This is a genomic window from Pseudoclavibacter sp. AY1F1, assembly GCF_002931075.1.
Lineage (GTDB): Bacteria > Actinomycetota > Actinomycetes > Actinomycetales > Microbacteriaceae > Pseudoclavibacter.
On record NZ_PSTQ01000002.1, the window covers coordinates 258,244 to 279,361 of the forward strand.

General features: G+C 67.8%; 20 protein-coding genes and 1 pseudogene. 11 read left to right on the plus strand and 10 right to left on the minus strand.

Translation table 11 applies throughout. The features are described 5' to 3' along the window. The first annotated feature begins 53 nt into the window (after window positions 1-53). Window positions 54-593 (plus strand): TetR/AcrR family transcriptional regulator, encoded by a 540-nt coding sequence (locus C5B85_RS05340; protein ID WP_104284996.1) that lies wholly within the window; start codon window positions 54-56, stop codon window positions 591-593. A gap of 78 nt (window positions 594-671) precedes the next feature. On the opposite strand, the gene C5B85_RS05345 is transcribed toward C5B85_RS05340, so the two are convergent. From C5B85_RS05345 to C5B85_RS05360, 4 genes are all read right to left on the minus strand, one after another. Next, entirely contained in the window at window positions 672-1,286 is a 615-nt protein-coding gene (locus C5B85_RS05345; protein ID WP_104284997.1) for a LysE family translocator, read from the minus strand. 42 nt (window positions 1,287-1,328) lie between these two features. Continuing rightward, window positions 1,329-2,150 (minus strand): AraC family transcriptional regulator, encoded by an 822-nt coding sequence (locus tag C5B85_RS05350; protein WP_104284998.1) that lies wholly within the window; start codon window positions 2,148-2,150, stop codon window positions 1,329-1,331. Between the two features lie 43 nt (window positions 2,151-2,193). Continuing rightward, window positions 2,194-2,643: a ribonuclease HI gene (rnhA, locus tag C5B85_RS05355; protein ID WP_104284999.1), complete on the minus strand. Its 450-nt coding sequence runs from the start codon at window positions 2,641-2,643 to the stop codon at window positions 2,194-2,196. A 63-nt stretch (window positions 2,644-2,706) separates the two neighbouring features. Further along, entirely contained in the window at window positions 2,707-3,399 is a 693-nt protein-coding gene (locus C5B85_RS05360; protein WP_104285000.1) for a bifunctional 2-polyprenyl-6-hydroxyphenol methylase/3-demethylubiquinol 3-O-methyltransferase UbiG, read from the minus strand. A 173-nt stretch (window positions 3,400-3,572) separates the two neighbouring features. Between C5B85_RS05360 and C5B85_RS19765 the strand changes: the two genes are divergently transcribed. Both C5B85_RS19765 and C5B85_RS19520 read left to right on the plus strand, forming a co-directional pair. After that, window positions 3,573-3,686, plus strand: a complete 114-nt coding sequence (locus C5B85_RS19765; protein WP_374953085.1) for a hypothetical protein — start codon at window positions 3,573-3,575, stop codon at window positions 3,684-3,686. 105 nt (window positions 3,687-3,791) lie between these two features. Further along, window positions 3,792-3,971 carry a hypothetical protein gene (locus tag C5B85_RS19520; RefSeq protein WP_258070601.1) on the plus strand — a complete coding sequence of 60 codons (180 nt, stop codon included), beginning with the start codon at window positions 3,792-3,794 and terminating at the stop codon, window positions 3,969-3,971. Window positions 3,972-4,051: 80 nt separating this feature from the next. Here C5B85_RS19520 and C5B85_RS05370 read toward each other — a convergent pair whose 3' ends face one another. Then, window positions 4,052-5,155 (minus strand): GNAT family N-acetyltransferase, encoded by a 1,104-nt coding sequence (locus tag C5B85_RS05370; protein WP_104285001.1) that lies wholly within the window; start codon window positions 5,153-5,155, stop codon window positions 4,052-4,054. Between the two features lie 139 nt (window positions 5,156-5,294). On the opposite strand from C5B85_RS05370, the gene C5B85_RS05375 reads away from it, so the two are divergent. Both C5B85_RS05375 and C5B85_RS05380 read left to right on the plus strand, forming a co-directional pair. Continuing rightward, complete coding sequence (locus C5B85_RS05375; RefSeq protein WP_104285002.1) at window positions 5,295-9,269, plus strand: AAA family ATPase; 3,975 nt, start codon at window positions 5,295-5,297, stop codon at window positions 9,267-9,269. A gap of 36 nt (window positions 9,270-9,305) precedes the next feature. Next, window positions 9,306-11,738, plus strand: a pseudogene (locus C5B85_RS05380) (DEAD/DEAH box helicase); the annotation flags it as partial. An 83-nt stretch (window positions 11,739-11,821) separates the two neighbouring features. Here the strand turns inward: C5B85_RS05380 and C5B85_RS05385 are convergent. Continuing rightward, a complete protein-coding gene (locus C5B85_RS05385) occupies window positions 11,822-12,928 on the minus strand; it encodes a TerC family protein (RefSeq protein ID WP_104285004.1) in 1,107 nt (368 codons plus the stop codon). 373 nt (window positions 12,929-13,301) lie between these two features. On the opposite strand from C5B85_RS05385, the gene C5B85_RS05390 reads away from it, so the two are divergent. Beyond that, window positions 13,302-14,186 carry a hypothetical protein gene (locus tag C5B85_RS05390; protein ID WP_146077854.1) on the plus strand — a complete coding sequence of 295 codons (885 nt, stop codon included), beginning with the start codon at window positions 13,302-13,304 and terminating at the stop codon, window positions 14,184-14,186. Window positions 14,187-14,217: 31 nt separating this feature from the next. On the opposite strand, the gene C5B85_RS05395 is transcribed toward C5B85_RS05390, so the two are convergent. Next, window positions 14,218-14,784 carry a histidine phosphatase family protein gene (locus C5B85_RS05395; RefSeq protein WP_104285006.1) on the minus strand — a complete coding sequence of 189 codons (567 nt, stop codon included), beginning with the start codon at window positions 14,782-14,784 and terminating at the stop codon, window positions 14,218-14,220. Window positions 14,785-14,883: 99 nt separating this feature from the next. Here C5B85_RS05395 and ftsY point away from each other — a divergent pair, with 99 nt between their 5' ends. From ftsY to C5B85_RS05420, 5 genes are all read left to right on the plus strand, one after another. Further along, on the plus strand, window positions 14,884-15,759 hold the full coding sequence (ftsY, locus tag C5B85_RS05400; protein WP_068484267.1) for a signal recognition particle-docking protein FtsY: 876 nt from the start codon (window positions 14,884-14,886) through the stop codon (window positions 15,757-15,759). 53 nt (window positions 15,760-15,812) lie between these two features. Further along, window positions 15,813-16,190 carry a hypothetical protein gene (locus C5B85_RS05405; protein WP_104285007.1) on the plus strand — a complete coding sequence of 126 codons (378 nt, stop codon included), beginning with the start codon at window positions 15,813-15,815 and terminating at the stop codon, window positions 16,188-16,190. 105 nt (window positions 16,191-16,295) lie between these two features. Then, on the plus strand, window positions 16,296-16,691 hold the full coding sequence (locus C5B85_RS05410) for a hypothetical protein (RefSeq protein WP_104285008.1): 396 nt from the start codon (window positions 16,296-16,298) through the stop codon (window positions 16,689-16,691). Between the two features lie 87 nt (window positions 16,692-16,778). After that, window positions 16,779-18,140 (plus strand): MFS transporter, encoded by a 1,362-nt coding sequence (locus C5B85_RS05415; RefSeq protein ID WP_181064291.1) that lies wholly within the window; start codon window positions 16,779-16,781, stop codon window positions 18,138-18,140. 91 nt (window positions 18,141-18,231) lie between these two features. After that, window positions 18,232-18,987 (plus strand): SDR family oxidoreductase, encoded by a 756-nt coding sequence (locus tag C5B85_RS05420; protein ID WP_104285009.1) that lies wholly within the window; start codon window positions 18,232-18,234, stop codon window positions 18,985-18,987. On the opposite strand, the gene C5B85_RS05425 is transcribed toward C5B85_RS05420, so the two are convergent. The 3 genes from C5B85_RS05425 to C5B85_RS05435 form a co-directional block, all read right to left on the minus strand. Beyond that, the gene (locus C5B85_RS05425) at window positions 18,968-20,149 is read right to left on the minus strand and encodes a sorbosone dehydrogenase family protein (RefSeq protein WP_104285010.1); all 1,182 of its coding nucleotides are present in this window, start codon (window positions 20,147-20,149) and stop codon (window positions 18,968-18,970) included. The two genes, C5B85_RS05420 and C5B85_RS05425, sit on opposite strands and share 20 nt — an antisense overlap. Window positions 20,150-20,245: 96 nt before the next feature. Next, the gene (locus C5B85_RS05430) at window positions 20,246-20,461 is read right to left on the minus strand and encodes an SCO4848 family membrane protein (protein WP_104285011.1); all 216 of its coding nucleotides are present in this window, start codon (window positions 20,459-20,461) and stop codon (window positions 20,246-20,248) included. Between the two features lie 24 nt (window positions 20,462-20,485). Further along, window positions 20,486-21,052 (minus strand): gamma carbonic anhydrase family protein, encoded by a 567-nt coding sequence (locus tag C5B85_RS05435; RefSeq protein ID WP_104285012.1) that lies wholly within the window; start codon window positions 21,050-21,052, stop codon window positions 20,486-20,488. Window positions 21,053-21,118 lie beyond the last annotated feature (66 nt).

Sequence of the window (21,118 nt, forward strand, 5' to 3'; positions counted from 1 at the left end):
GATGGCTAATCTATGTAGCCATCATGGCTACTGTCAATAGCTATAGTGGGGGCATGCCAACTCCGGACAGGACCTCCCGCGACGCCATCGTGCTCGCTGCCCGCGACCTCCTCGAGAGCGAAGGTCTCGCTGGCCTGAGCATGCAAGCGGTTGCCGCGCGCGTGGGCGTGCGGGCCCCCTCGCTCTACAAGCGCGTAGCGAACCGCGAGGAGCTCATCCAGTTCGTCGCCGAGGCGAGCCTCGTGGAGCTCGGTGGGCGGCTCGACCAGGCTGGCAGTCTCGCGCAGCTCGCCGACGAGTTTCGGGCCTTCGGTCATGAGCGACCGGCGGCTTTCCAGCTGATCATGAGGCCGGGGGCAGGTACGCCCGTCGCGCGGCCCGAGTTCGGTGCGGCCGCGAGTCGGCGCACCCTGCGGCTCGCAGGCGAGCTGGCGGGTCAAGAACGTGCGCTCGAGGCGGCCCGGACGCTCACGGCCTGGGCTGCCGGCTTCGTGAGCATGGAGCTCAACAGCGGCTTCAACCTCGGCGGCGACGTCGACGAGGCGTGGCGCTTCGGGCTCGCGAGCATCACCCGAGCCATCAGCACGCAGTAGCTCGCGTCGACTCGCGAGCTACTGCTGCCGGCTGGCGTAGCCATCTCTCGATCCTACGGGTGGGCCTCTCGGGGCGTCTCAGGCGAGTTCCAACGCCAACGTCACGAGCATCGACACGCCCAAGACGACGAGGAAGGCCCCCGCGGCCTTCGTGAGAAGCGGGATCCACCGGGAGAGCATCGCGAGTCCGAGCTTCGAGCCGATCATGATCGCCACGAAGAGGTCCCAAGCCAGCACGACGGTGACCATCCAGGCCCCGTAGAGCACAAGGGTCGATGGCTGCGCGGTGGCGAGTGCCGCCGCCAGGCTGACGTAGAAGAGCACGTTTTTCGGGTTGAGGAGTCCGGAGGCCAGCCCCAGGAGCAGGTTGCGAGCCCACGTGGCTCTGGCGGCTGTCTCTCGTGCAGACAGATCGGTGTGCGCTCGGCTGCGGAGGAAGGCCCTGCCGATGTAGATCAGGAAGACGCCCCCGGCTCCCTGCAGAACCCACAGGATCTCTGGTTGCGAGATGAGCGCGATTCCGGTGAAGGTCGCTCCGATGAGAAGGCCGTTGGCGAGCGCGATTCCCACGCACACACCGCTCGCGACTTTCCACCCGTTCGCCATGGCGCTTCGTGCGATGAGGAAGAAGTCGACGCCGGGAATCAGGAGCGCAAGGAAATGGGCGACGGCGACACCGAGAAATTGATCCATGGGCTTCCTGGGCGAGTGAGGTGGACTCGCCCAGTGTGCGGATCAGGTGGTCGGCGGGTCTTGTACGAAATTGCGTCGGCGGCGGTAGGCGCCGGGGGAGGCCGCGACGTGAGCGCGGAACACTCGGTGGAAGTGGCTCTGGTCGACGAAGCCGAGCGAGTGCGCCGTGTCGGCGATGCTCTCGCCTGCGCGGAGCCTGCGGCGTGCTTCCAGAATTCGAGTGTTCTGCCGCCAGGCGAGCGGTGAGAGTCCCGTTGCCCGCTTCATCTCCCTGATGAACTGGAATCGGTCCATGCCGATGAGGTCGGCGAGATCGTCCAGCCGGGGATTTGTCGCGTCGTCGCGCAGCCGCCGAAGGGCCGGGTACAGGGCGGAGGCCAGTTCCGGCTCGATGCTGCCCGCGACGCGCAGCTCGGGAAGTACAGCGTCGAGCTGGCTGAGCAGTCGGGAGAATGCGCGTTCGAGCTCGGACTCCCGGCGATCCGCGAAGACCGCGTCGGTCGCGGCGTCCACGGCAGGTCTGAGGCTGGGGTCGCGGAGCACGGAGATCGATGCGGTGAGTCCAGCGGGGCCAGCCTGCGGTGAGAGCGACGTGAGCCACGCCTCGTCAACGTGGATCATCCGGTACTGCCAGCGTCCATCCAACGGGTTGCACGCGTGAACCTGACCGGATGGGATGAGGATCACGTCGCCTGGTTCCAGACGAACTGGACCCGTGGGCATGCCCGCGAAGTTCGAAGCACCGGATTCTATGAACCCGATCGAGAATGCGTTGTGAGTGTGGGCTCGGTAGCACGAGTTCTCCTGCGAGGAGCGCCTTGCCTCGAGGTGGGCGATCACGCTGCTCCGCGCGAACTCAGTCACGGCGAGCGCTCAACGCTTCGATGGTGGCGGGACACGAGCGAGGCTAGCCGCGGCCGAGTGCCTGGTCGACGCCCTTGTTGGCGAGCATGTCGGCGCGCTCGTTGCCGACGTCACCAGAGTGGCCCTTCACCCAGCGCCACTCGATGGTGTGGCCGCTGTCCTCGACAAGCGCGTCGAGCTCCTTCCACAGCTCCGCGTTCTTGACGGGCTGCTTCGAGGCGGTCTTCCACCCCTTCGCCTTCCAGCCCTTGATCCACTCGGTGATGCCCTTGCGGACGTACTGGCTGTCCAGGTAGAGCGCGACGTTGCACGGCTTCTTGAGGGCGCTGAGGCCCTCGATGACGGCCTTGAGCTCCATGCGGTTGTTTGTCGTGTTGAGTTCGCCGCCGAACAGCTCCCGCTCGTGGTCGCCCGACTTCAGCCAGACACCCCAGCCGCCGGGGCCCGGGTTGCCCTTGCAGGCCCCATCCGTGTACATCACAACATCGCTCACGTGCGTCCCTCATCTCCGTCGCCGACCACGCAAGAGTAGTCGGGGGAGTGCCTCGCCGCAGACTCAGCGCAGGCGGCGGACGAGCACGACGCTGTCCTCGAGCGTGCCGGGCACACCGTCCGGGGAAGTGACCTCGCGAGTTCGCGACTCGGCGATGAGAGTCTCCCACTCGCCGGCGGGGAGGGCCAGGTCGGCGAGCTCGCGCTTTGGATGCACGAACAGGTGCGTGGGATGCTCAGAGTTCAAGACCCAGGACGGCGGGCCCGCGTGCGCGACCGTCAGCAGGTGCCCGCCAGGCGCGAGCATGAGCGCGGCCTCGCGAAGGATCTGGGTGCGCGGCAGGTGGACGGGCGACTGGAAGAAGCTCGCCGTGACGAGGTCGAGCGGCTCGTCTGGGCGCCAGGTCTCGAGATCGCCGGCCACGAAGTCGAGCATCGACGCATCGACGAGCGCCGCCAAGGCCGCCGCGCGTGCGCGCTCGATGGCGACCGTCGAGATGTCGATGCCCGTGACCCGCCAGCCCCGCTGGGCGAGCCAGATCGCGTCGCCGCCCTCACCGCATCCGAGGTCCAGAGCGCGGCCTGGCGTGAGCGCGCCGGCCACGCTCGCGAGGTTCGCGTTGACGCGGCCAGACCAGACCGCGGGCTTCGCCGAGTAGAGCTCTTCCCAGAACTCGGTGGGGGCCTGCGGCTGATCCGTGGTCGCGGCAGAGTTCGTGCTCGAGGCGGCGGAGGCGTGGTGGTGGTGCGAGGTCATGGGCTCAGCATGCGCAGTCACGCTGACATTGGCAAGGTCGCTTGCGAGAACCGCAAAACGCGGATGAGTGTCGTCCGTCTCCTGTCTCATCCGTCGGCGGCTGGCAAATCACAGGAACGAGAGTCGGGCCCTAGCACATGCGATATTGATGAAATCATCATGGACGCATGTCCATGATCCAGGTTCGCAACGTTCCGGAAGATCTTCACCGCGCGCTCAAAACCCGCGCAGCGAGGGAAGTGCTCACACTTTCCGAACTCGCTCAACGAACTCCGTCGATCCGTTGAAGTCCCAAGCGCGAGCGAGCTGCGCGAGCGGCTCGCGGCGCGAGCTACCCGTTCGTGCAGAGGTGAGACGGCGGCCGAGTCCACGCGTGCCGAACGCGAGACGAGATGATCGTCCTCGATACGTCGGCAGCGTTCGAGGCCGATGAGGCACGCAGTCGCCTCCGCGACCTCAACATCCAGTTCTACGATCACGAACTTCCTGACGATCGCATCTGGGAGCTTCGCGCGAACCTCACCGCCTACGATGCGAGCTACGTTGCACTCGCCGAACTGCTCGACGCCTAGCTGTTGACCGCTGATGCTCGGCTCAAGAACGCCCCTGCGCACGCCGCCCGCGTGCTGCTGATCGGGTCCCTAGGCCGGCCTCACAGTGCCTTCTGCCAGCCGCCTTCCGGGGCGAGGGGCGTGAAGCCGAGGGCTTCGTTGACGCGCAGCATGTGAGAGTTCTCCTCGGCGTTCCAAGTGAAGACACCGGTGCACTCCGGGTAGCGCTCGGCGAGCTGCACGAGGTTGGCCGCCTTCACGAGCATCCCGAGCCGCCTGCCGCGGTGCGTCGACGTGACGAGCGTGTTGTCCTGCTGCGCGGGGCGCGTGGTGTCGTCGAGGTCGAGCTGCAGCATCGACTGGGCCACGAGGCGACCGCTCGGGATGTGCAGCACAGCCGCGTTGAGGAACGTCGCGCCTGCGGCGAGCGCCCGGCGCTCCATCTGGGAGACGCGCTCGGCGTCCCACTGCTCCTCGTCGATCGCGAGCTCGCCAGCGGGCGCGTCGATCGACATGTCGCCGTTGAGACGCGCGAGGTCGTCGAGGTACACGGCGTCGCTCTCACCCTCCCAGGTCAGCAGCCGGTAGTCGGCACCGGCCCGCGCCGCGGCGGCTTCCGCGTGCGCGCGCAACTCCTCGGCGGGCACCGGCAGCCGCAGCTCGCTGATGCGCTCGGTCTGACCGAGCTCCCAACCGTGCTTCAGCAGGAAGCGCGCGGCCGGGTCCGCCGCCGAGACGCTGCCGTGCCCCGTCGGCGCCGGCAGCCGTTCGCCGCCGGCCGTCGGATGCTCGACCCAGGCCTGCAGGAACGTGCGTCCGTCCGCCCGCGCCAGCTCCTCGAGGTGGGCCGATGCAAACGCGCCGATGCCCCGGCGCCGGTGGGGTGCATCCACGACGACGTGCGGGTAGGCGTGGGTGGGTGAGTCCTGAGGCGAGACCATGAGCTTCGCGGCGGCGACGGGCGCCTCGACAGCGCTGCGCTCGCCGTCGCCCGCGAAGACGAGGAAAAGGCGGCTCGAGACGGGCCCAGGCATCGTCCAGTCGGCGAGCACGCGCTGGCCCGTCTCGAGCAGACGGCCCTTGCCGTAGGTCGACGCGTAGCCCTGGTTCACGAGCGCTGAATACTGCTCGAGGAGGCGCCAGGCCTCCGTGTCGCGGCCCGACGCTGGGGCTGGAGGCGTGAGCTCCCGAATGAAGTGGTCCACTCCGGTACCGTAGCTGTCAGGCTAGGGCCCCGTCAGCCCCGCCAGCGCGCCGATCACGGCGCCGCCACCCAGTTCCAGCGCCAAGCGCAATCCGACCCAGAGCGAAGTCCGACCACCAGCGAGAGGCCAGCGAGCGCGCATGCATCTGAAGAGCCTCACGATGAAAGGCTTCAAGTCGTTTGCGCAGCCGACGACCCTCGCGCTCGAGCCCGGAGTGACCTGCGTCGTCGGGCCGAACGGCTCCGGCAAGTCGAACGTCGTGGACGCGCTCGCCTGGGTCATGGGGGAGCAGGGCGCGAAGAGCCTCCGCGGCGGCAAGATGGAGGACGTCATCTTCGCCGGCACCGCGACCCGCGGGCCGCTCGGCCGCGCCGAGGTGACCCTCACGATCGACAACGCCGACGGGATGCTCCCGATCGAGTACAGCGAGGTGACGATCCGCCGCACGCTGTTCCGCAACGGCGGGTCCGAGTACGCCATCAACGGCGACGGCGTGCGCCTCCTCGACGTTCAGGAGCTCCTGAGCGACACGGGTCTCGGCAAGGAGATGCACGTCATCGTCGGGCAGGGGCGGCTCGACGCAGTGCTCCGCGCGACGCCCGAGGAACGCCGCGGCTTCATCGAGGAGGCAGCAGGGATCCTCAAGCACCGTCGCCGCAAGGAGAAGACGGTGCGCAAGCTCGAGGCGATGGAGGCCAACCTCACCCGACTCCGCGACCTCACCAACGAGGTGCGCCGCCAGCTGAAGCCGCTCTCGCGGCAGGCCGACATCGCCCGCCGTGCGCAGGGCATCCAGGCCATTGCCCGCGATGCGAAGGCGCGCCTGCTCGCCGACGATGTCGTGCAGCTTCGCGCTGCCCTTCGGCTCGCGACCGGCATCGAGCAGGAGCGCTCCGAGGAGCGGGTCGTGCTGCAGGAGAAGCTCACGGCGGCCCTCAACCGGGCCGAACTGCTCGCCGCCGAGAACCGGGGCGACGCGGCCGACGGCGCCCGCCGCGTCGTGTTCGACCTCGAGAGCGTGCGCGAGCGCATCCAGAACCTCAACGCGCTCGCCTCGCAGCGCAAGGGGCTGCTCGTGTCTCGCCTCGAGTCGCCGGCGTTCGTGCCGACCGTGACCCTCGAGGCTGTTGACGTCGCCCGCCGCGAGGCCGAGGTGCTGGTCGACCGGGCCGCCGAGGCCGAGACGCTCTGGGACGCCACGAAGGTCGCGACCCAGGATGCACGTGCCGCGCTCGACCGCATCGACGTCGAGATCCAAGCGCAGGCGACCCGCATCTCCGCCTACGACCTCAGCCGCAGCGAGCTGCGCGGCGCCGCCGACACGGCCGCCTCGAAGCTCGCATCGGTGCGTGGCGAGGTGCTCAGGCAGCGCAACGCCCGCGATGCGGCGAACGACCGCCTCGCGCAGGCCACGAAGGCGAAGGAAGCGCTCGACGCGAGCGCGGCCCAGAGCGCCTCCGACTCGAGCGAGCTTGACGCCCTCTACAAGCGCGCCGAGGCCGCGCAGCGCGAGGCGGAGCAGCAGCTCGACGCCGGGCGCACGAAGGCCCACGAACTCGAGCGCGAACGCGACGCCCTCCAAGCTCGCGTTCAGGCGCTTACCCTCGCGACGGCGGCCAAAGACGGCACGGCGGCCCTCCTCGCCGCCCGCCTCGACGGCGTCGAAGGCCCCGTCGCCGAGCACCTCCGCATCGACGAGGGCTACGAAGCAGCAATCGCAGCAGCTCTCGGCTCGACGGCGGATGCCGTGCTCGCGAGCGACGCCGACGCCGCCTTCCGGGTGCTCGAGCACGCCACGGGGGAGAAGCTCGGCCTCGTCGAGGTAGTCGCCGAGCTGGGCGCTCCTGCGTCGTCGACCAGCACAGCCCACGCCGCACTTCCTGCAGGGCTGCGCCCCGCCGTTGATCTCGTGCAAGCGCCACCCGCGATCGCCGCACTGCTCGCCCGTGTCCACGTCAGCGAGACGCTCCACGAGGCACGGGCCGCGGTTGCTGAGCTCGCGTCCGCCTTCGAGGGAAGTCCCGCAGCCAACGGGCTCACCGTCGTCACTCGCGCGGGCGAGGTCGTCACGAGTACGTCGCTGCGCGGTGGCTTCGCGGAAGAGGGAACCAGCCGACTCGAGCTGCTCGCGGCCCGAGACCGCGCATCCGCTCGCCTCACCGTCGTCACAGACCAGCTCGACCAGGCCGCGCTTGCGCTCGCCGAGCACCGCGCCGCATCGCAGGCCGCAAAGGCTGAAGCGAAGCGCACGCTCGACGCCCTCCGCGCCTTCGACGGCGCGCTTGCCGCCGAACGCGAGCAGCTCAACCGGGCCAGCGCGCGAGTGGATGCGGGCACCTCCGAGCTCGCGCGCGCCGCGAAGGCCTTCGACCTCGCCTCAGGCGGCGTCGAAGCGGCCGAGCAGGTGGCAAGCGCGGCCAAGGCGGCGCTCGCGGAACACGAGGCCCTGCCCCGCCCCGAGCTCGACTCCTCGGCGCGCGTCGACGCCAACGCCGGAGTCGAGCGCGCCCGCGAGGCAGAGGTCGAGGCGCGCCTGCAGCTCGAGACGCTACGCGAGCGCTCGCGCAGCGAACGCCTGCGCGCCGAGTCCCTCGAACGGCAGCTTGAAACTGACCGCCAGGCCGCAGACAAGGCCGCCCGCGAGACCGTCGTGCGCCGCGCGGAGCTCGCCCAGACCGAGCGTGTGCTCGTTGCCATCCCTCGCCTCGCCGCCGCCGTCCAGGAGTCGCTCGCCGAAGCCCAGCGGCAGCTCGCCGAAGCCGAGCGCGAGCGCGCCGCCCAGCACGAGGAACTCGGCCAGCTGCGCCAGACCGAGCAGCAACTGCGGGCCCGCCTCAGCGAGATCACCGAGGACGTGCACTCCATCGAGCTGCAGATCTACGAGAAGAAGAGCTCGCTGCGCTCCACGCTCGAACGCGCCGCGAGCGAGCTGCGCCTCGCCGAGGCCGTGCTCGTCGCCGAGTACGGGCCAGACCAGTTGGTGCCAGCCGACGACGACGCCCTGCGTGCCAAGGCCGAGCGCATCGCCTCCGCGCTCGCGGAGCAGCGTGCCAGGCACGAAGTCGCCGCAGAAGACGAAGAGCCTGCTGCCGACGCCGGAGACTCGGCGGCCGCGACCGGCGCTGAGGAGCCGGAGACGACCGGTGAGAACGAAGCGACGGGTGCAGGTGGCCAGCCGAGCGCTTCCAGCGCTTCCAATGCATCCAGCGCATCCAGCGCAGCGGCTACCGCCGAAGATGCCAGCAACACTGCACTGCCCGCCGCCGTCACCGACATGGCCGAACCCGCTGGCAACGCAACACAGCCCAACATTCCGGCCAAAGCCCCGGCCGTGACCTCGGCAGCTGCCGGAGTCGTCCCGGCCATCGAGGAGCAGCTCGACGACGACCTCGCCGCGACCTTCGAGGACGATGCCGAGGAGGAGTTCGTCGGCGTGCCGTTCGTGCGCGCCGAGCAGCAGGCGCGCCTCGCCGCAGCCGAGCGCAAGATGTCGACGCTCGGCCGCATCAACCCGCTGGCGCTCGAGGAGTTCGCGGCTCTTGAGCAGCGGCACGCGTTCCTCGCCGACCAGCTCGACGACCTCGCGGCGACGAAGGCCGACCTGCTGCGCATCGTGGGCGACATCGACGAGCGCATGCGCACCGTCTTCGAGGCGGCGTTCGAAGACACGAGGGAGGCGTTCCACACGGTCTTCCCGATCCTCTTCCCCGGCGGCTCCGGCGACATCACCCTCACCGCGCCGGACGACATGCTCACGACGGGCATCGAGGTCTCCGTGCGGCCAGCCGGCAAGAAGATCGAGCGCCTCTCGCTGCTCTCGGGTGGCGAGCGCTCGCTCGCGGCCGTCGCCATCCTCGTGTCGATCTTCAAGGCGAGGCCCAGCCCGTTCTACATCATGGACGAGGTCGAGGCCGCGTTGGATGACGCCAACCTCGGACGCCTCCTCGCCGTGTTCGAGGAGCTGCGCGCCTCCAGTCAGCTCATCGTCATCACGCACCAGAAGCGCACCATGGAGATCGCCGACGCCCTCTACGGCGTCTCGATGCGCCAGGACGGCGTCTCCGCGGTCGTCGGGCAGCGCATCCAGCGCGATGAGGCACAGCCCGCCGCGTAGCCCGCCCGCCGTCCCCGCCCCGCCCGTGCCGCCGAGGCGCACGTCATCCTGTCGACGCCGACCGGTACCGGCAAGTCGCTGGTTGCGATCGCGGCCCACGCCGCCTGCCTCGCGCAGGGGGGACGCAGCTACTACACGGCACCCATCAAGGCGCTCGTGAGCGAGAAGTTCTTCGCACTCGTCGAGATCTTCGGCGCCGCGAACGTCGGCATGGTCACGGGCGACAGCTCCGTGAACCCGGATGCGCCCATCATCTGCTGCACGGCCGAGATCCTCGCGAACCTGGCCCTGCGCCAAGGGTCGGACGCCGACGTCGACCAGGTGGTCATGGATGAGTTCCATTACTACGGCGACCCCGACCGCGGATGGGCGTGGCAGCTGCCGCTGCTCATGCTGCCCGACGTGCAGTTCCTGCTCATGTCGGCGACGCTCGGCGACGTCACCGAGATCGTCGAGGACCTCGAGCGGCGCACGCAGCGCGACGTTTCGCTCGTGACCGGGGTCGAGCGTCCCGTGCCGCTCGACTTCTCGTACGTCGTGGCGCCGACCCACGAGACTGTCGAGAAGCTCGTCGAAGAGCGCAAGACGCCCATCTACATCGTGCATTTCTCGCAGGCCGCGGCCATCGAGCGGGCGCAGGCGCTGTCGAGTCTGAAGGTCGTCGACCGTGCAGGCCGGGATGCGATCGCCGAAGCCATCGGCGGGTTCCGCTTCACGACTGCGTTCGGCAAGGTGCTGTCTCGGTACGTGCGGGCCGGCATCGGCGTGCACCACGCTGGCATGCTGCCCCGCTACCGCCGCCTCGTCGAGACCCTCGCGCAGAAGGGCCTCCTGCGGGTCATCTGCGGCACCGACACCCTCGGCGTCGGCATCAACGTGCCTATCCGCACGGTCCTCATCACGGCCCTCGCGAAGTTCGACGGGCAGCGGATGCGGCACCTGTCCGCGCGCGAGTTCCACCAGATCGCGGGGCGCGCCGGCCGCGCGGGCTACGACACGGCGGGCACCGTCGTCGTCGAGGCGCCAGAGCACGAGATCGAGAACGCCGCCGCCGTGCGCAAGGCGGGCGACGACGAGAAGAAACGCAAGCGCATCGTCAAGAAGAAGGCGCCGCAGGGCTTCGTGTCGTGGGGCGAGAAGTCCTTCGAGAAGCTCGTCTCCGCCGAGCCCGAGCCGCTCACCTCCCACATGCACATCACGGCGTCGATGATCATCAACGTCATCGCGCGCGGGGGAGACGTCTTCGGCAACGCGAAGAAGCTCGTCTACGACAACCACGAGAAGCCGGCCAGGCAGCGAGAGCTCGCGCTGCGGGCGATCGGCATCTTCCGCACGCTCGTGACGGCAGGCATCGTCGAGATCGGCAGGCAGGGTCGCATCACCCTCACCGTCGACCTGCAGGCGAACTTCGCGCTCAACCAGCCGCTCTCGCCGTTTGCGCTCGCGGCCATCGAGCTGCTCGACCCTGACGCGGAGGCGGCTCCCGGCGACCGCGGTTCCGAGGAGAACACGAGTGGCGAGGGCGCGGTCGGCTCCGGCCACTACGCGCTCGACGTGGTCAGCATCATCGAGTCGACCCTCGACGATCCGCGCCCCGTGCTCTCGCAGCAGCAGTTCAAGGCGCGCGGCGAGGCGGTCGCGCAGATGAAGGCAGACGGCATCGAGTACGACGAGCGCATGGAGCGGCTCGAGGAGATCACGCACCCCAAGCCGCTCGAGGGCCTCCTCGCCCAGTCGTTCGAGCTGTTCGCGCAGCACGAGCCGTGGGTGCGCGACTTCGAGCTCTCGCCGAAGTCGGTGGTGCGTGACATGTTCGAGCGGGCCATGAGCTTCGCCGAGTACGTGAACTTCTACCAGCTCATGCGCAGCGAGGGCCTGGTGCTCCGCTACCTGAGCGACGCCTACAAGGCGATCCGTCAGACGGTGCCAGACGAGGCGAAGACCGAGGAGCTGCTCGACATCATCGAGTGGCTCGGCGAGCTTGTCCGCCAGGTCGACTCGAGCCTCATCGACGAGTGGGCGTCGCTGGTCGACCCGGAGCAGCAGGCAGCGAGCGACGAGCCCGTCGTGCCGCCGGCCCCGCCGAGCGTCGTGGGAAACCGCCGCGCCTTCACGGTGCTCGTGCGCAACGAGATGTTCCGTCGCGTGCAGCTCGCTGCCCTCCAGCGCGACGAGGCGCTCGCCGAACTCGACCCGGACGTCGACTGGTCGAAGGCCCTCGACGGTTACTTCGACGACCACGACACGATGGGGGTGGACGCGGCAGCACGTTCGCCGAAGCTCCTCACGATCGACGACTCGGAGGGGCGCCAGTCTGGCGGCCTCTGGAGCGGCGTGTGGCGCGTGGAGCAGATCATCGACGACCCGGCTGGCGACCACGACTGGCGCATCCGCGCCGACGTCGACCTCGCTGAGTCACACGAGGCGGGCGAAGCCATCGTCCGCGTCACCGACGTGTCGCGCCTCTAGGTCGGGCAGGAACGACGAAACCGGATGCTCGCGACTCGCGCGTGCATCCGGTTTCGTCGTTGCTGGTGGCCCAGCGGGGGAGACTAGCGGTGGTCTGATTCGTGGGTCGCGACCGGTGCCGCGTCCGTGTTCTCGGCGGTCTCCGGCGTGGTGCCTTCGACGCCGGCGACTGCGGCTTCAGGGCCGCCAGTCGCTGAACCGACCGCGCTCGCTTCGGGCTCTCCGCCCTTGGCGCGCGTGTAGATGATGCTCGCGATCGTGGCGACGATGAGGACGCCGAAGATGAACGTGAGCGAGAGCCAGATCGGGATCTCGGGGATCCAGAGGAGGGGTTCGCCGCCGTTGATGAACGGCAGCTCGTTCTCGTGGAGGGCGTGGAACATGAGCTTCACGCCGATGAAGGCGAGGATGAACGCCAGGCCGAGGTCGAGGAACACGAGGCGTTCGAGGAGGCCGCCGATGAGGAAGTACAGCTGGCGGAGGCCCATGAGCGCAAACGCGTTCGCCATGAAGACGAGGTACGGCTCCTGCGTGATGCCGAAGATCGCGGGGATCGAGTCGAGCGCGAAGAGCAGGTCCGTGAAGCCGAGGGCCACGATGACGAGGATGAGCGGCGTCCAGACCTTCTTGCCGTTCTCGACGATCTTCCACTTGTCGCCGTCGTAGTGCTCGCTCGCGGGGATGACCTTGCGGACGAGGTTGACCCACTTGGGCATCTCGGGCTCTTCGTCCTTGAAGGAGTCGATGGCCTGCTTGACGGCCATGTAGAGCAGCCAGGCGGCGAAGAGGTAGAAGACTGAGACCCAGGCTTCGAGGATCGCGGCGCCCGCGATGATGAACGCGAAGCGCATGACAAGCGCGATGGCGATGCCGATGAGCAGCGCCTTCTGCTGCGCGATCTTCGGCACCTTGAAGCTCGTCATGATGATGAGGAAGATGAAGAGGTTGTCGACGGACAACGCCTTCTCAGTGGTGTAACCGGCGATGAACTCGCCAGCGTGCTGCCAGTCCCACACGAGACCGACGCCAAACATGAAGACGACGGCGAGGGCGATGTAGAAAATCGACCACCAGCCTGCTTCCTTGAGGCTCGGCTCGTGCGGTGTCTTCACGTGGGTGAAGAAGTCAAAAACAAAGAAGCCGATGACCACGGCAATGGTCACCGCCCAGATCCAAATGGGAACGTCCACGGGTCCTCCGGAGGGGTGTGTTCGGCGAATCGGCCGAAGGTCTCTTCCGTCGGCAGAAACCGACCGACGCGCCCGGGTGGCTGATGACAGTCACCGTGATGACGAGCGCGTCGCAGGAGGAATACTCCCCTTCAACGAGTGCCATCGTACACGGTGCACGTTTCCGCACCAAGGGGTGTGTGCGTCGACGCGGGGCCCGTTGCGACGGATGATCGGTTGGGGGCAGCTCGTTTAGTAGCGTCCGCGAAACCCGAGATGTTGGCGCATTGTCCGAACTCATGACTGTGACTACGGGAAGCATCACCGCGCGGGTTGTGCGCCGCTCACTTCCCAAGTGAACTTTGCCTCGGAGAGACTGAGGAGAGGAACAGACTTGCAAGACACAGATGCTGAGGGCGGAACGGGATCGGTTGACGAGGAGAGCGACAACAACAGTCGAGGTCGGATTGTGTTCCCTGCTCTGGCCGCGGCAGGAGTCGGTTTTTTCGTGCTTGTTCTGACCTGGCGCGCTCAAACGCACCTTACGACGGCAGCACTCATCGTGATCGCGACCTTCGTCCTGACACTCCTGATCACGATCTTTAGCCAAGGAGTCATGCGGAGGGTCAACGAGATTCAGCGAATCGGGTGTGCATTCTTGCTGGGCGGAGCGGTTCTCTTCGGCGGCGCGAACTACTGGGCTTGGCTGGCGTATAAGGGCCTGATGGAGGCCAGCTACGCCATGATCTTCGGAGTTTCGTCGTGGCTGCTCGCGCTGGTCTGTGCTCTGCCGGTGCTCTCTGCTGGGAACGCGTCGGGGCCAGCAGTCCTTCGCGGCGTTTCGGCGATCATGGTCGCGCTCGGATTCGTCTTGCCAGGTGCTTCGGCAGCTGCATCGGAAAGACCGATGAGCTTCAAGATTTACGGGGCTTGCGCCGAATTGGTGCCGGACGATGTGACTCGAGTTTCGTATCTGGTGGCGCCCGGGGACCAGCCGCCGAGCGCCGCGGACTGGGAAATGGCCCCAGGTATTTCGTATTCCCACGGCATACCAAGCGGTCTCATGGATTGGCCGGCAGTGGTTGCCGAGGGCGATCAGATGTATTTCCTTGCCTACGGGAGCCGCGGTGAGTACTTCGGCGGGGACAAGTTCCCCGAACTGGGGCAAGCGTACGTCGGAGCCGTGACCCGCATTCTGGCTCTGGGGCACGATGCATCGTTGATCAACGATGACGATTGGGAGTCGGGTATGAAGGGACGCGCCGAAAACTGTCAGTAGTCTCCGTCAGCCGCAGAAGTCGGGAGAGCGTCTACGGCGTAGGAACGAGCGGGTAGCCGTTCAACAGCGTCACCTTGAGTGCCCCGTCGCTCTGGGGTCGCAGGATGCTCAGGGCGAGGTTGCCGATGTGGGGCGCCTGCGCGCCGAGGATCGCGGTGAGGACAAGGCGAATGACGCTGCCGTGGCAGACGATAAGCGAGTCCTCGTTCGGATGGGCGGCGGCAACCTCACCGATCGCGGCCAGTGACCGTGCGACGACGGCTGCGCGCGGCTCGACGCTCGGGTGGTCGAGCGGGCGGCGCGTGCCGTCCGGCATCCAGTACTTCTCGCCCTCGAGGACACCGAAGCTGCGCTCGATGACCCCGGGGAGCAGGGTCGGCGCGCCGAGGCCGGTTCCTTCGCCGATGATCTCTGCCGTGGCTCGGGCCCGGGAGAGCGGGGAGCTGTAGAGGTTGCCCCATCCCTGCCCGACGAGGAGTCCGGCTGCGTCGCCCGCCTGGTCGAGACCTCTGGCGTTCAAGGGGATGTCGGTGGCTCCCTGCAGGAGTCCCGTCGCGTTCCACTCGGTTTCGCCATGGCGGATGAGGCCGATGCGCATAGTGCTCCGTTCGAGGTTTCAGGCCGCGGTCGCTGAGGATTCAGCTGCCGGCTGAGGGGTCAGCACCCATGGTGTCAGAGCGCTGACTACGCTTGGCACATGGCTGAACGCACTCCCTGGTCACTGTCCGGCGCTCTGCGCGGCATGTTCGGCAGGCAGAAGATCGACGAGACGACGTGGGACGACCTCGAAGAGGCGCTGATCACAGCGGACTTCGGGCCTGATATCACCGACGAGATCGTCGAGCAGCTGCGTGACCAGGTTGCCAGGTTCCACACGGAAGACCCGAAGGACCTGAAGCGGATGCTCCGCGAGCTCATCGAGGAACGGCTCTCGAAGTTCGACACGACGCTGAACCTGCGTGAGCGTCCCGCGGTGACGCTGGTGGTCGGCGTGAACGGCGTCGGCAAGACGACGACCATCGGAAAGTTCGCGAACTTCTTGCGCATCAACGGCCGCACGGTGGTCGTGGCGGCGGCAGACACGTTCCGCGCTGCCGCCGTCGAGCAGCTCGCGACGTGGGCGCAGCGAGCCGGTGCCGGCATCGTCCGCCCGCAGCAGCACGGGCAGGACCCGGCGTCTGTTGCCTATCAGGCGGTGGAGATCGCGATGCGCGAGGGCCTTGAGATGGTGGTCATCGACACGGCTGGCCGTCTCCAGACGAAGAGTGGCCTCATGGACGAGCTGTCGAAGATCCGACGCGTTGTCGAGAAGCTGGCTCCCGTCTCCGAGGTGCTCCTGGTGCTCGACGCGACGACCGGCCAGAACGGTGTCGCGCAGGCTGAGGCGTTCATCCAGCACGCCGGCGTGACGGGGCTTGTCGTCACGAAGCTCGACGGTTCGGCCAAGGGCGGGTTCGTGCTCGCCGTGCAGGAGCGCACCGGTCTGCCCATCAAGCTCATCGGTCAGGGCGAGGGCATCAACGACCTGGCAGGCTTCACGCCGCACGTGTTCGCGGAGAAGCTCGTCGGCTGACTGGCGCTTACAGGCCTGGCGATCGCTGACGGAAGAGGCAGGGGAGGGTGCTGATGGAGAACGACACGTTGTTTGCTGTGCTGTCGGTTGCGCTGGCGGTGCTCCTCGGTGTCGCCGGCGGAGCATTCCTGGCTGTCGGTTCTGCGCCGGTGCGGTCCTGGACGCTGACGGCGCTGGCGACGGCGAGCCTGCTCGGCGGCGCTGTCCTGATCTGGTCTTCCTTCGGATCCCGGCCGTGGATCGGCGTGGTCTTCGTGTTCGTGGCGGTCGCGGCGAACATCGTGGCGAGTGCGCTGCGGTGGCGGAGGCTCCCGCAGCTCACCGGCGCGAGGCTGCCTGAGCTGCTCCGACTTGTTGTGCTGCGGCCGGACATCCTTCGTCGGATGGCGGCGGATGCCGCGCAACTGGAGGACGAGAAGCTCCGGCGGTAGGCAGCCCCTCGATCGCGCCGTCTCCCTGATTCTGGCGGCCTGGACGCTCACCCAGCTGTCGGCGTCGCGGAGTAGCCTTCAGGCCACGTGTCGAGGAGGTCGCTCATGATGACAGATGCGCTGTTCGTGTTCCTGGCCTACGCCCTGGCCGTGGTTCTCGCCGGCAGCGGCGGTGTCTTTTACGCGCTCGGATCCGTGCCCGTCAATTCATGGCCCGTCAAGTCGTTTGCCCTCGCGAGCCTCGCCGGAGCGGGCCTGCTCGTCTGCACGGCGTTCCCGACCCTCACCTGGATTGGCGTCATCTACGTGCTGGTCGCGGTCGCTTCCAAGTCCGTGGCGAGCGCGCTGCGCTGGAGGGCGCTGCGCGCGTTCCGTGACGTGCCCTTCCCCGAGCTGCTGCGCTTCGAGCTTCTGCGGCCGTCGATCCTGCGTCGGATGGCGGCGGATGCGGGCGGAGCGACGGATGGGGTCGTGCATCCGCAAGACTCTCGAAAAATTTAGTCCACTCGGTTTTCCCGCGCAGCGAGACGAAATGACGATTTTGCCTTTCGGCGGAAGCAAATGCCACCGTTCCGGGTTGTCTGACTCGTGAACCGCCAGCAACGCCAGATCCTCGTCATCGCGATCCTCGCCTCGTTTGTCGCTTTCCTTGACGGCTCGGTGACCAACGTCGCGCTGCCGGCAATGGTCGCGGAGCTCGGGGGCGGGCTCGGCACGCAGCAGTGGATCGTGGACGCCTACCTCATCACGCTCGGCTCGCTCATCCTGCTCGCCGGGTCGCTGTCCGACGTGTTCGGGCGCATCGCAGTGCTGCGGTTCGGGCTCATCGGCTTCGGCGTTACGAGCATCGCCATCGCGCTCTCGCCGACACCGGAGTTCGTGATCGTCGCGAGGGCGTTGCAGGGCGTCGCCGGCGCGCTCTTGGTGCCAAGCTCGCTGGCGCTCATCATCTCCGCCTTCCGGGACGCCGCCCAAGCAAAAGCGATCGGCGTGTGGACCGCATGGACGGGCGCCGCGTTCCTTGCCGGCCCCTTCCTTGGCGGCCTGGCCGCCGACTACCTGACGTGGCGCCTCGTGTTCGGCATCAACGTCATCCCGATCCTCGTGACCCTGTGGATGCTCACTCGCCTCGACACCAGCTTCGATAAGCCCTCAGGTGGTCGTATCGACGTGCTCGGCGCGGTGCTTGGGTTCCTTGGCCTCGGAGGGCCAGTGTTTGCGCTCATCGAGCAGGGCAACTACGGCTGGGGGAGCCCCGTCGTGTTCCTGCCCTTTGCCCTCGGCCTCGTGAGCTTCGCCGCCTTCCTGATCTGGCAGGCCCGTGCGCCGCACCCGATGCTGCCGCTTGGACTGTTCCGCATCCGCAACTTCTGGGCGGGCAACATCGCGACGGTGTTCATCTACGCCGCGCTCTCACTTGGCGGCTTCGTGCTCGCCATCTTCCTGCAGCAGATTGCCGGGTTCAGCGCGACCTTCGCCGCGCTCGCAACGCTGCCCATGTCGATCGCGAACGTGACCCTGTCGTCCTGGTTCGGATCGCTGAGCGGACGCTTCGGGCCGCGCATCTTCATGACGGTCGGCCCAATCCTGGCCGGCATCGGCACGCTCATGTATTCGGGGCTCGGCTCCGAGGTGAACTACTGGACCCAAGTGCTTCCTGGCGTGATCGTCTTCTCGCTTGGGCTCTCCATGACGGTCGCACCGCTCACCTCCGCGATCCTCGGCTCCGTGCCGACAACGCAATCCGGGATCGGCTCGGCCACCAACAACGCCATCTCCCGCGTGGCCGGGCTCGTCGCGATCGCCATGATCGGGGTCATTGCGGGCGGCGCCATCGACGTCGACAGCTACCAGCCGCTCATGTTCGTGACCGCCGGCCTCCTCTTCGCTGGCGCGCTCACCTCGTGGCTCGGCGTCAGGAACCCGAAGCCGGAGGTCGTGCCCGCCTAATGAACGCAGTCCGCTTGCCGCCACCTCGGACCAGAGAGCCGTGTGGGGCGGAAGACGTGCGTGCGTCGGGAGGCGCTGAAAGGATGGATGCATGAAGATCGCAATCGCCGGAGGCACGGGCACCGTGGGCCGCCTTGTTGTTGACGAAGCCCACGCGCGTGGGCACGAGGCCGTGGTGCTGACCCGCTCGAACGGCGTAGACCTGACAACGGGCGCGGGCGCCGAGTCTGCGCTCGCGGGCGTCGAAGTCGTCATCGACGTGCTCAACCTCACGACCATGAACAAGGACGAGGCCGTCTCGTTCTACGAGACAACCACCAGGAACCTGCTGGCGGCCGAGGCTCTGGCGGGCGTCGCGCAGCACGTTGCGCTGTCGATCGTTGGCATCGACACGTCGCCGTCCGGCTACTACGAGGGCAAGCTCGCGCAGGAGCGAGCCGTGAAGGCCGGCGGGGTGCCGTGGACGATCCTGCGCGCCACGCAGTTCCACGAGTTCGCGCCACAGATGTTCGCGACGCTCAGGCGCGGGCCGGTCATGCCGATCCCCGTCATGGCGACGCAGCCGGTCGCCGCCAGGGAGGTTGCCGGGATGCTGGTTGACCTCGCTGAGGCCGCCGCACAGTATTCAACCGTGCAGCTCGCCGGACCCGCCCCCGAAAAGCTGGTCGACATGGTGCGAAGCTACGGGCGGGCGACTGGGCAGAAGGTGCTGTACGTGCCGCTCAGGCTGCCGGGCGCATCCATGGTCGCGATGCGCGACGGGACGCTCCTGCCATCCGGTGAGTATCGGACGGGGCGGGAGAGTTACGCGCAGTGGCTCGAGCGGGTCACGACGCGCTCAGCGTGAACTCGAGGAGGGTGTCGTCGCCCTCACGGGGTGAGCCGCGCCCGTCGGTGTTGTTGGTGAGCACCAGCAGGGTGCCCTGCGACGTCACGACAGCGTCGCGGAGTCGGCCGAACTCGTCGACGTAGAGCGCCTCGTCGCTCGCCTCCGAGGCTTCGGGAATGGCGATCTTCCAGAGCCGCTCGCCGCCGAGCCCCGCCATGAACAGGGTGCCGCGCGAGTAGGCGAGCCCGCTCGGGCTGGCTTCGTTGGTGGGCCACTGCAGAACCGGATTCAGGAACGCAGGGTCATCGCCCTGGCCCTCGACCGTTGGCCAGCCGTAGTTGCCGCCAGCTTCGATCTTGTTGAGCTCGTCCCACATGTTCTGTCCGAACTCGCTTGCCCAGAGCCCGCCCGAACCGTCGAAAGCGAGGCCCTGCGGGTTGCGATGGCCCATCGAGTACACGCGGTTTCCAAACGGGTTGTCGGAAACGGGCGAGCCGTCGAGCTCCATGCGCAGGATTTTGCCGTTGAGCGAGTTCTGGTCCTGGGCGAGCTCGGTCTGGGAAGCATCGCCTGTGGAGGCGTAGAGATAGCCGTCCGGACCGATCGCGAGCCGGCCGCCGTTGTGGTTCCCGGCCTTCGCGATGCCGTCCACGATCACCTCCGGCACGCCGACGCCGATCCCACCCTCCCAGGTGACGGGGAAGCGCACGATGCGATTGTCTGAGGCGCCCGTGTAGAAGGCGTACAGCCACTGCTCGGCGTCCTCGCTCGAACCAGCGAGCGCGAGGCCGAGCAAGCCACCCTCTCCGTCAGGCACCACGTCACCGATCGTCGTCACGACCCGGTTGGGGTTCGATCCATCCGCGGACACCTCGACGATCTGACCGGTGTCGCGTTCGCTCACGAGGAAGTCGCCCGTCTCGAGCTCGACGACCGACCAGGGGGCCTGCAGACCCGTCGTGACCACTCGTGGGTCCCCGTTCGGGGTGACAGGGCCCGGGTCCGCGGCGGCAGTCGAAGCGGATTCATCTGCGGTGGATGCCGGGGCAGTGGATGCCGGGCTTGGGCTGGCCGAGCCGGTCTGGGTGGGCTCTGCCTGCGGGCCGCTTGGCGTGCATCCGGCGAGGGCGAGGGCCGCGACGGCGGCGAGGGCGAGGAACGGGGCAGAGCGCTTCGTCATGGTGGCGGCCAATCGGTTGACGACGGATGCGACCAGTCAAGCCGAGCAGCCTGTGCCGGTGCTCCGTGTCGCGCGCCTCGCTCTCGCTGAGGAGGCCTAATCCGTCAGCAGCAGGATGCCGAGGAGCGCCTGCGCGATTCCGATGACCAGGGCCGTCAGCACAAGCACGGCGTGCACCGTGAGGAAGCGCGTGGGGCGGCCATTCTCGTCGCGCGCACGAGGATCGTTCGAGACTCGGCGATAGAAGGACGGCCAGACGAGGACGTTGAAAACTGCACCAACGAGGAGGGCGACGCTTGCGAGGAGGACCATCTTCCAAGCCTATTCGCGAGGGGCCTATTCGCGAGGGAGGGTCGCTCCGAGCGCCACCGCCGCGCTCGCGGGGCTCTGGCGTTTCGCGAGCGTGACGTAGCCGGCAGCGTGGGGGATGAAGGCCGCGCTCTCCTCCGTGGTCAGCTCGCGACGGACCTTGGCTGGTACGCCGGCTGCCAACACGCGGTCGGGGATGTTCGCGCCCTCAAGGACGACCGCGCCGGCGGCGACAAGCGAGCCGGCGCCGATGACTGACCGTGAGAGGCAGGCGGCTTTCATTCCGATGAGTGTCCCGTTGGCGATTGTGGTGCCGTGCAGGAGCGCCTGGTGGCCCGCCGTGACGTCGTCGCCGATGATCGTGTCGACCTCTCGTTCGACGTGGACAACTGTGCCGTCCTGCAGGTTAGACCTGGCGCCGATCACGATGCGGCCACCAACATCCGCTCGAAGCACGCAGCCGTACCAGACGGAGGAATCCGGCCCGATCTCGACGTCACCGATGATGACGGCGCCCGGTGCGATCCAGGCAGATTCGTGGATGCGGGGCGTCTTGCCCTCGAAGGGGAGGATCAGGGGAGCGGCGCTGGTCATGCTCCGATGATCGCAGTTGTGGTTCTCTCAGGCCACCCCGCGCGCCAGACTCCGTCACCTCGGCTA

Excerpts from the sequence above, each read along its gene's own strand:
- C5B85_RS05340 (WP_104284996.1), top strand. The coding sequence starts at position 54 with ATGCCAACTCCGGACAGGACCTCCCGCGACGCCATCGTGCTCGCTGCC.
- C5B85_RS05345 (WP_104284997.1), bottom strand. The coding sequence starts at position 1,286 with ATGGATCAATTTCTCGGTGTCGCCGTCGCCCATTTCCTTGCGCTCCTG.
- C5B85_RS05360 (WP_104285000.1), bottom strand. The coding sequence starts at position 3,399 with ATGACCTCGCACCACCACCACGCCTCCGCCGCCTCGAGCACGAACTCT.
- C5B85_RS19765 (WP_374953085.1), top strand. The coding sequence starts at position 3,573 with ATGATCCAGGTTCGCAACGTTCCGGAAGATCTTCACCGCGCGCTCAAA.
- C5B85_RS19520 (WP_258070601.1), top strand. The coding sequence starts at position 3,792 with ATGATCGTCCTCGATACGTCGGCAGCGTTCGAGGCCGATGAGGCACGC.
- C5B85_RS05375 (WP_104285002.1), top strand. The coding sequence starts at position 5,295 with ATGCATCTGAAGAGCCTCACGATGAAAGGCTTCAAGTCGTTTGCGCAG.
- C5B85_RS05395 (WP_104285006.1), bottom strand. The coding sequence starts at position 14,784 with ATGCGCATCGGCCTCATCCGCCATGGCGAAACCGAGTGGAACGCGACG.
- ftsY (WP_068484267.1), top strand. The coding sequence starts at position 14,884 with ATGGCTGAACGCACTCCCTGGTCACTGTCCGGCGCTCTGCGCGGCATG.
- C5B85_RS05405 (WP_104285007.1), top strand. The coding sequence starts at position 15,813 with ATGGAGAACGACACGTTGTTTGCTGTGCTGTCGGTTGCGCTGGCGGTG.
- C5B85_RS05410 (WP_104285008.1), top strand. The coding sequence starts at position 16,296 with ATGATGACAGATGCGCTGTTCGTGTTCCTGGCCTACGCCCTGGCCGTG.
- C5B85_RS05420 (WP_104285009.1), top strand. The coding sequence starts at position 18,232 with ATGAAGATCGCAATCGCCGGAGGCACGGGCACCGTGGGCCGCCTTGTT.
- C5B85_RS05425 (WP_104285010.1), bottom strand. The coding sequence starts at position 20,149 with ATGACGAAGCGCTCTGCCCCGTTCCTCGCCCTCGCCGCCGTCGCGGCC.
- C5B85_RS05430 (WP_104285011.1), bottom strand. The coding sequence starts at position 20,461 with ATGGTCCTCCTCGCAAGCGTCGCCCTCCTCGTTGGTGCAGTTTTCAAC.
- C5B85_RS05435 (WP_104285012.1), bottom strand. The coding sequence starts at position 21,052 with ATGACCAGCGCCGCTCCCCTGATCCTCCCCTTCGAGGGCAAGACGCCC.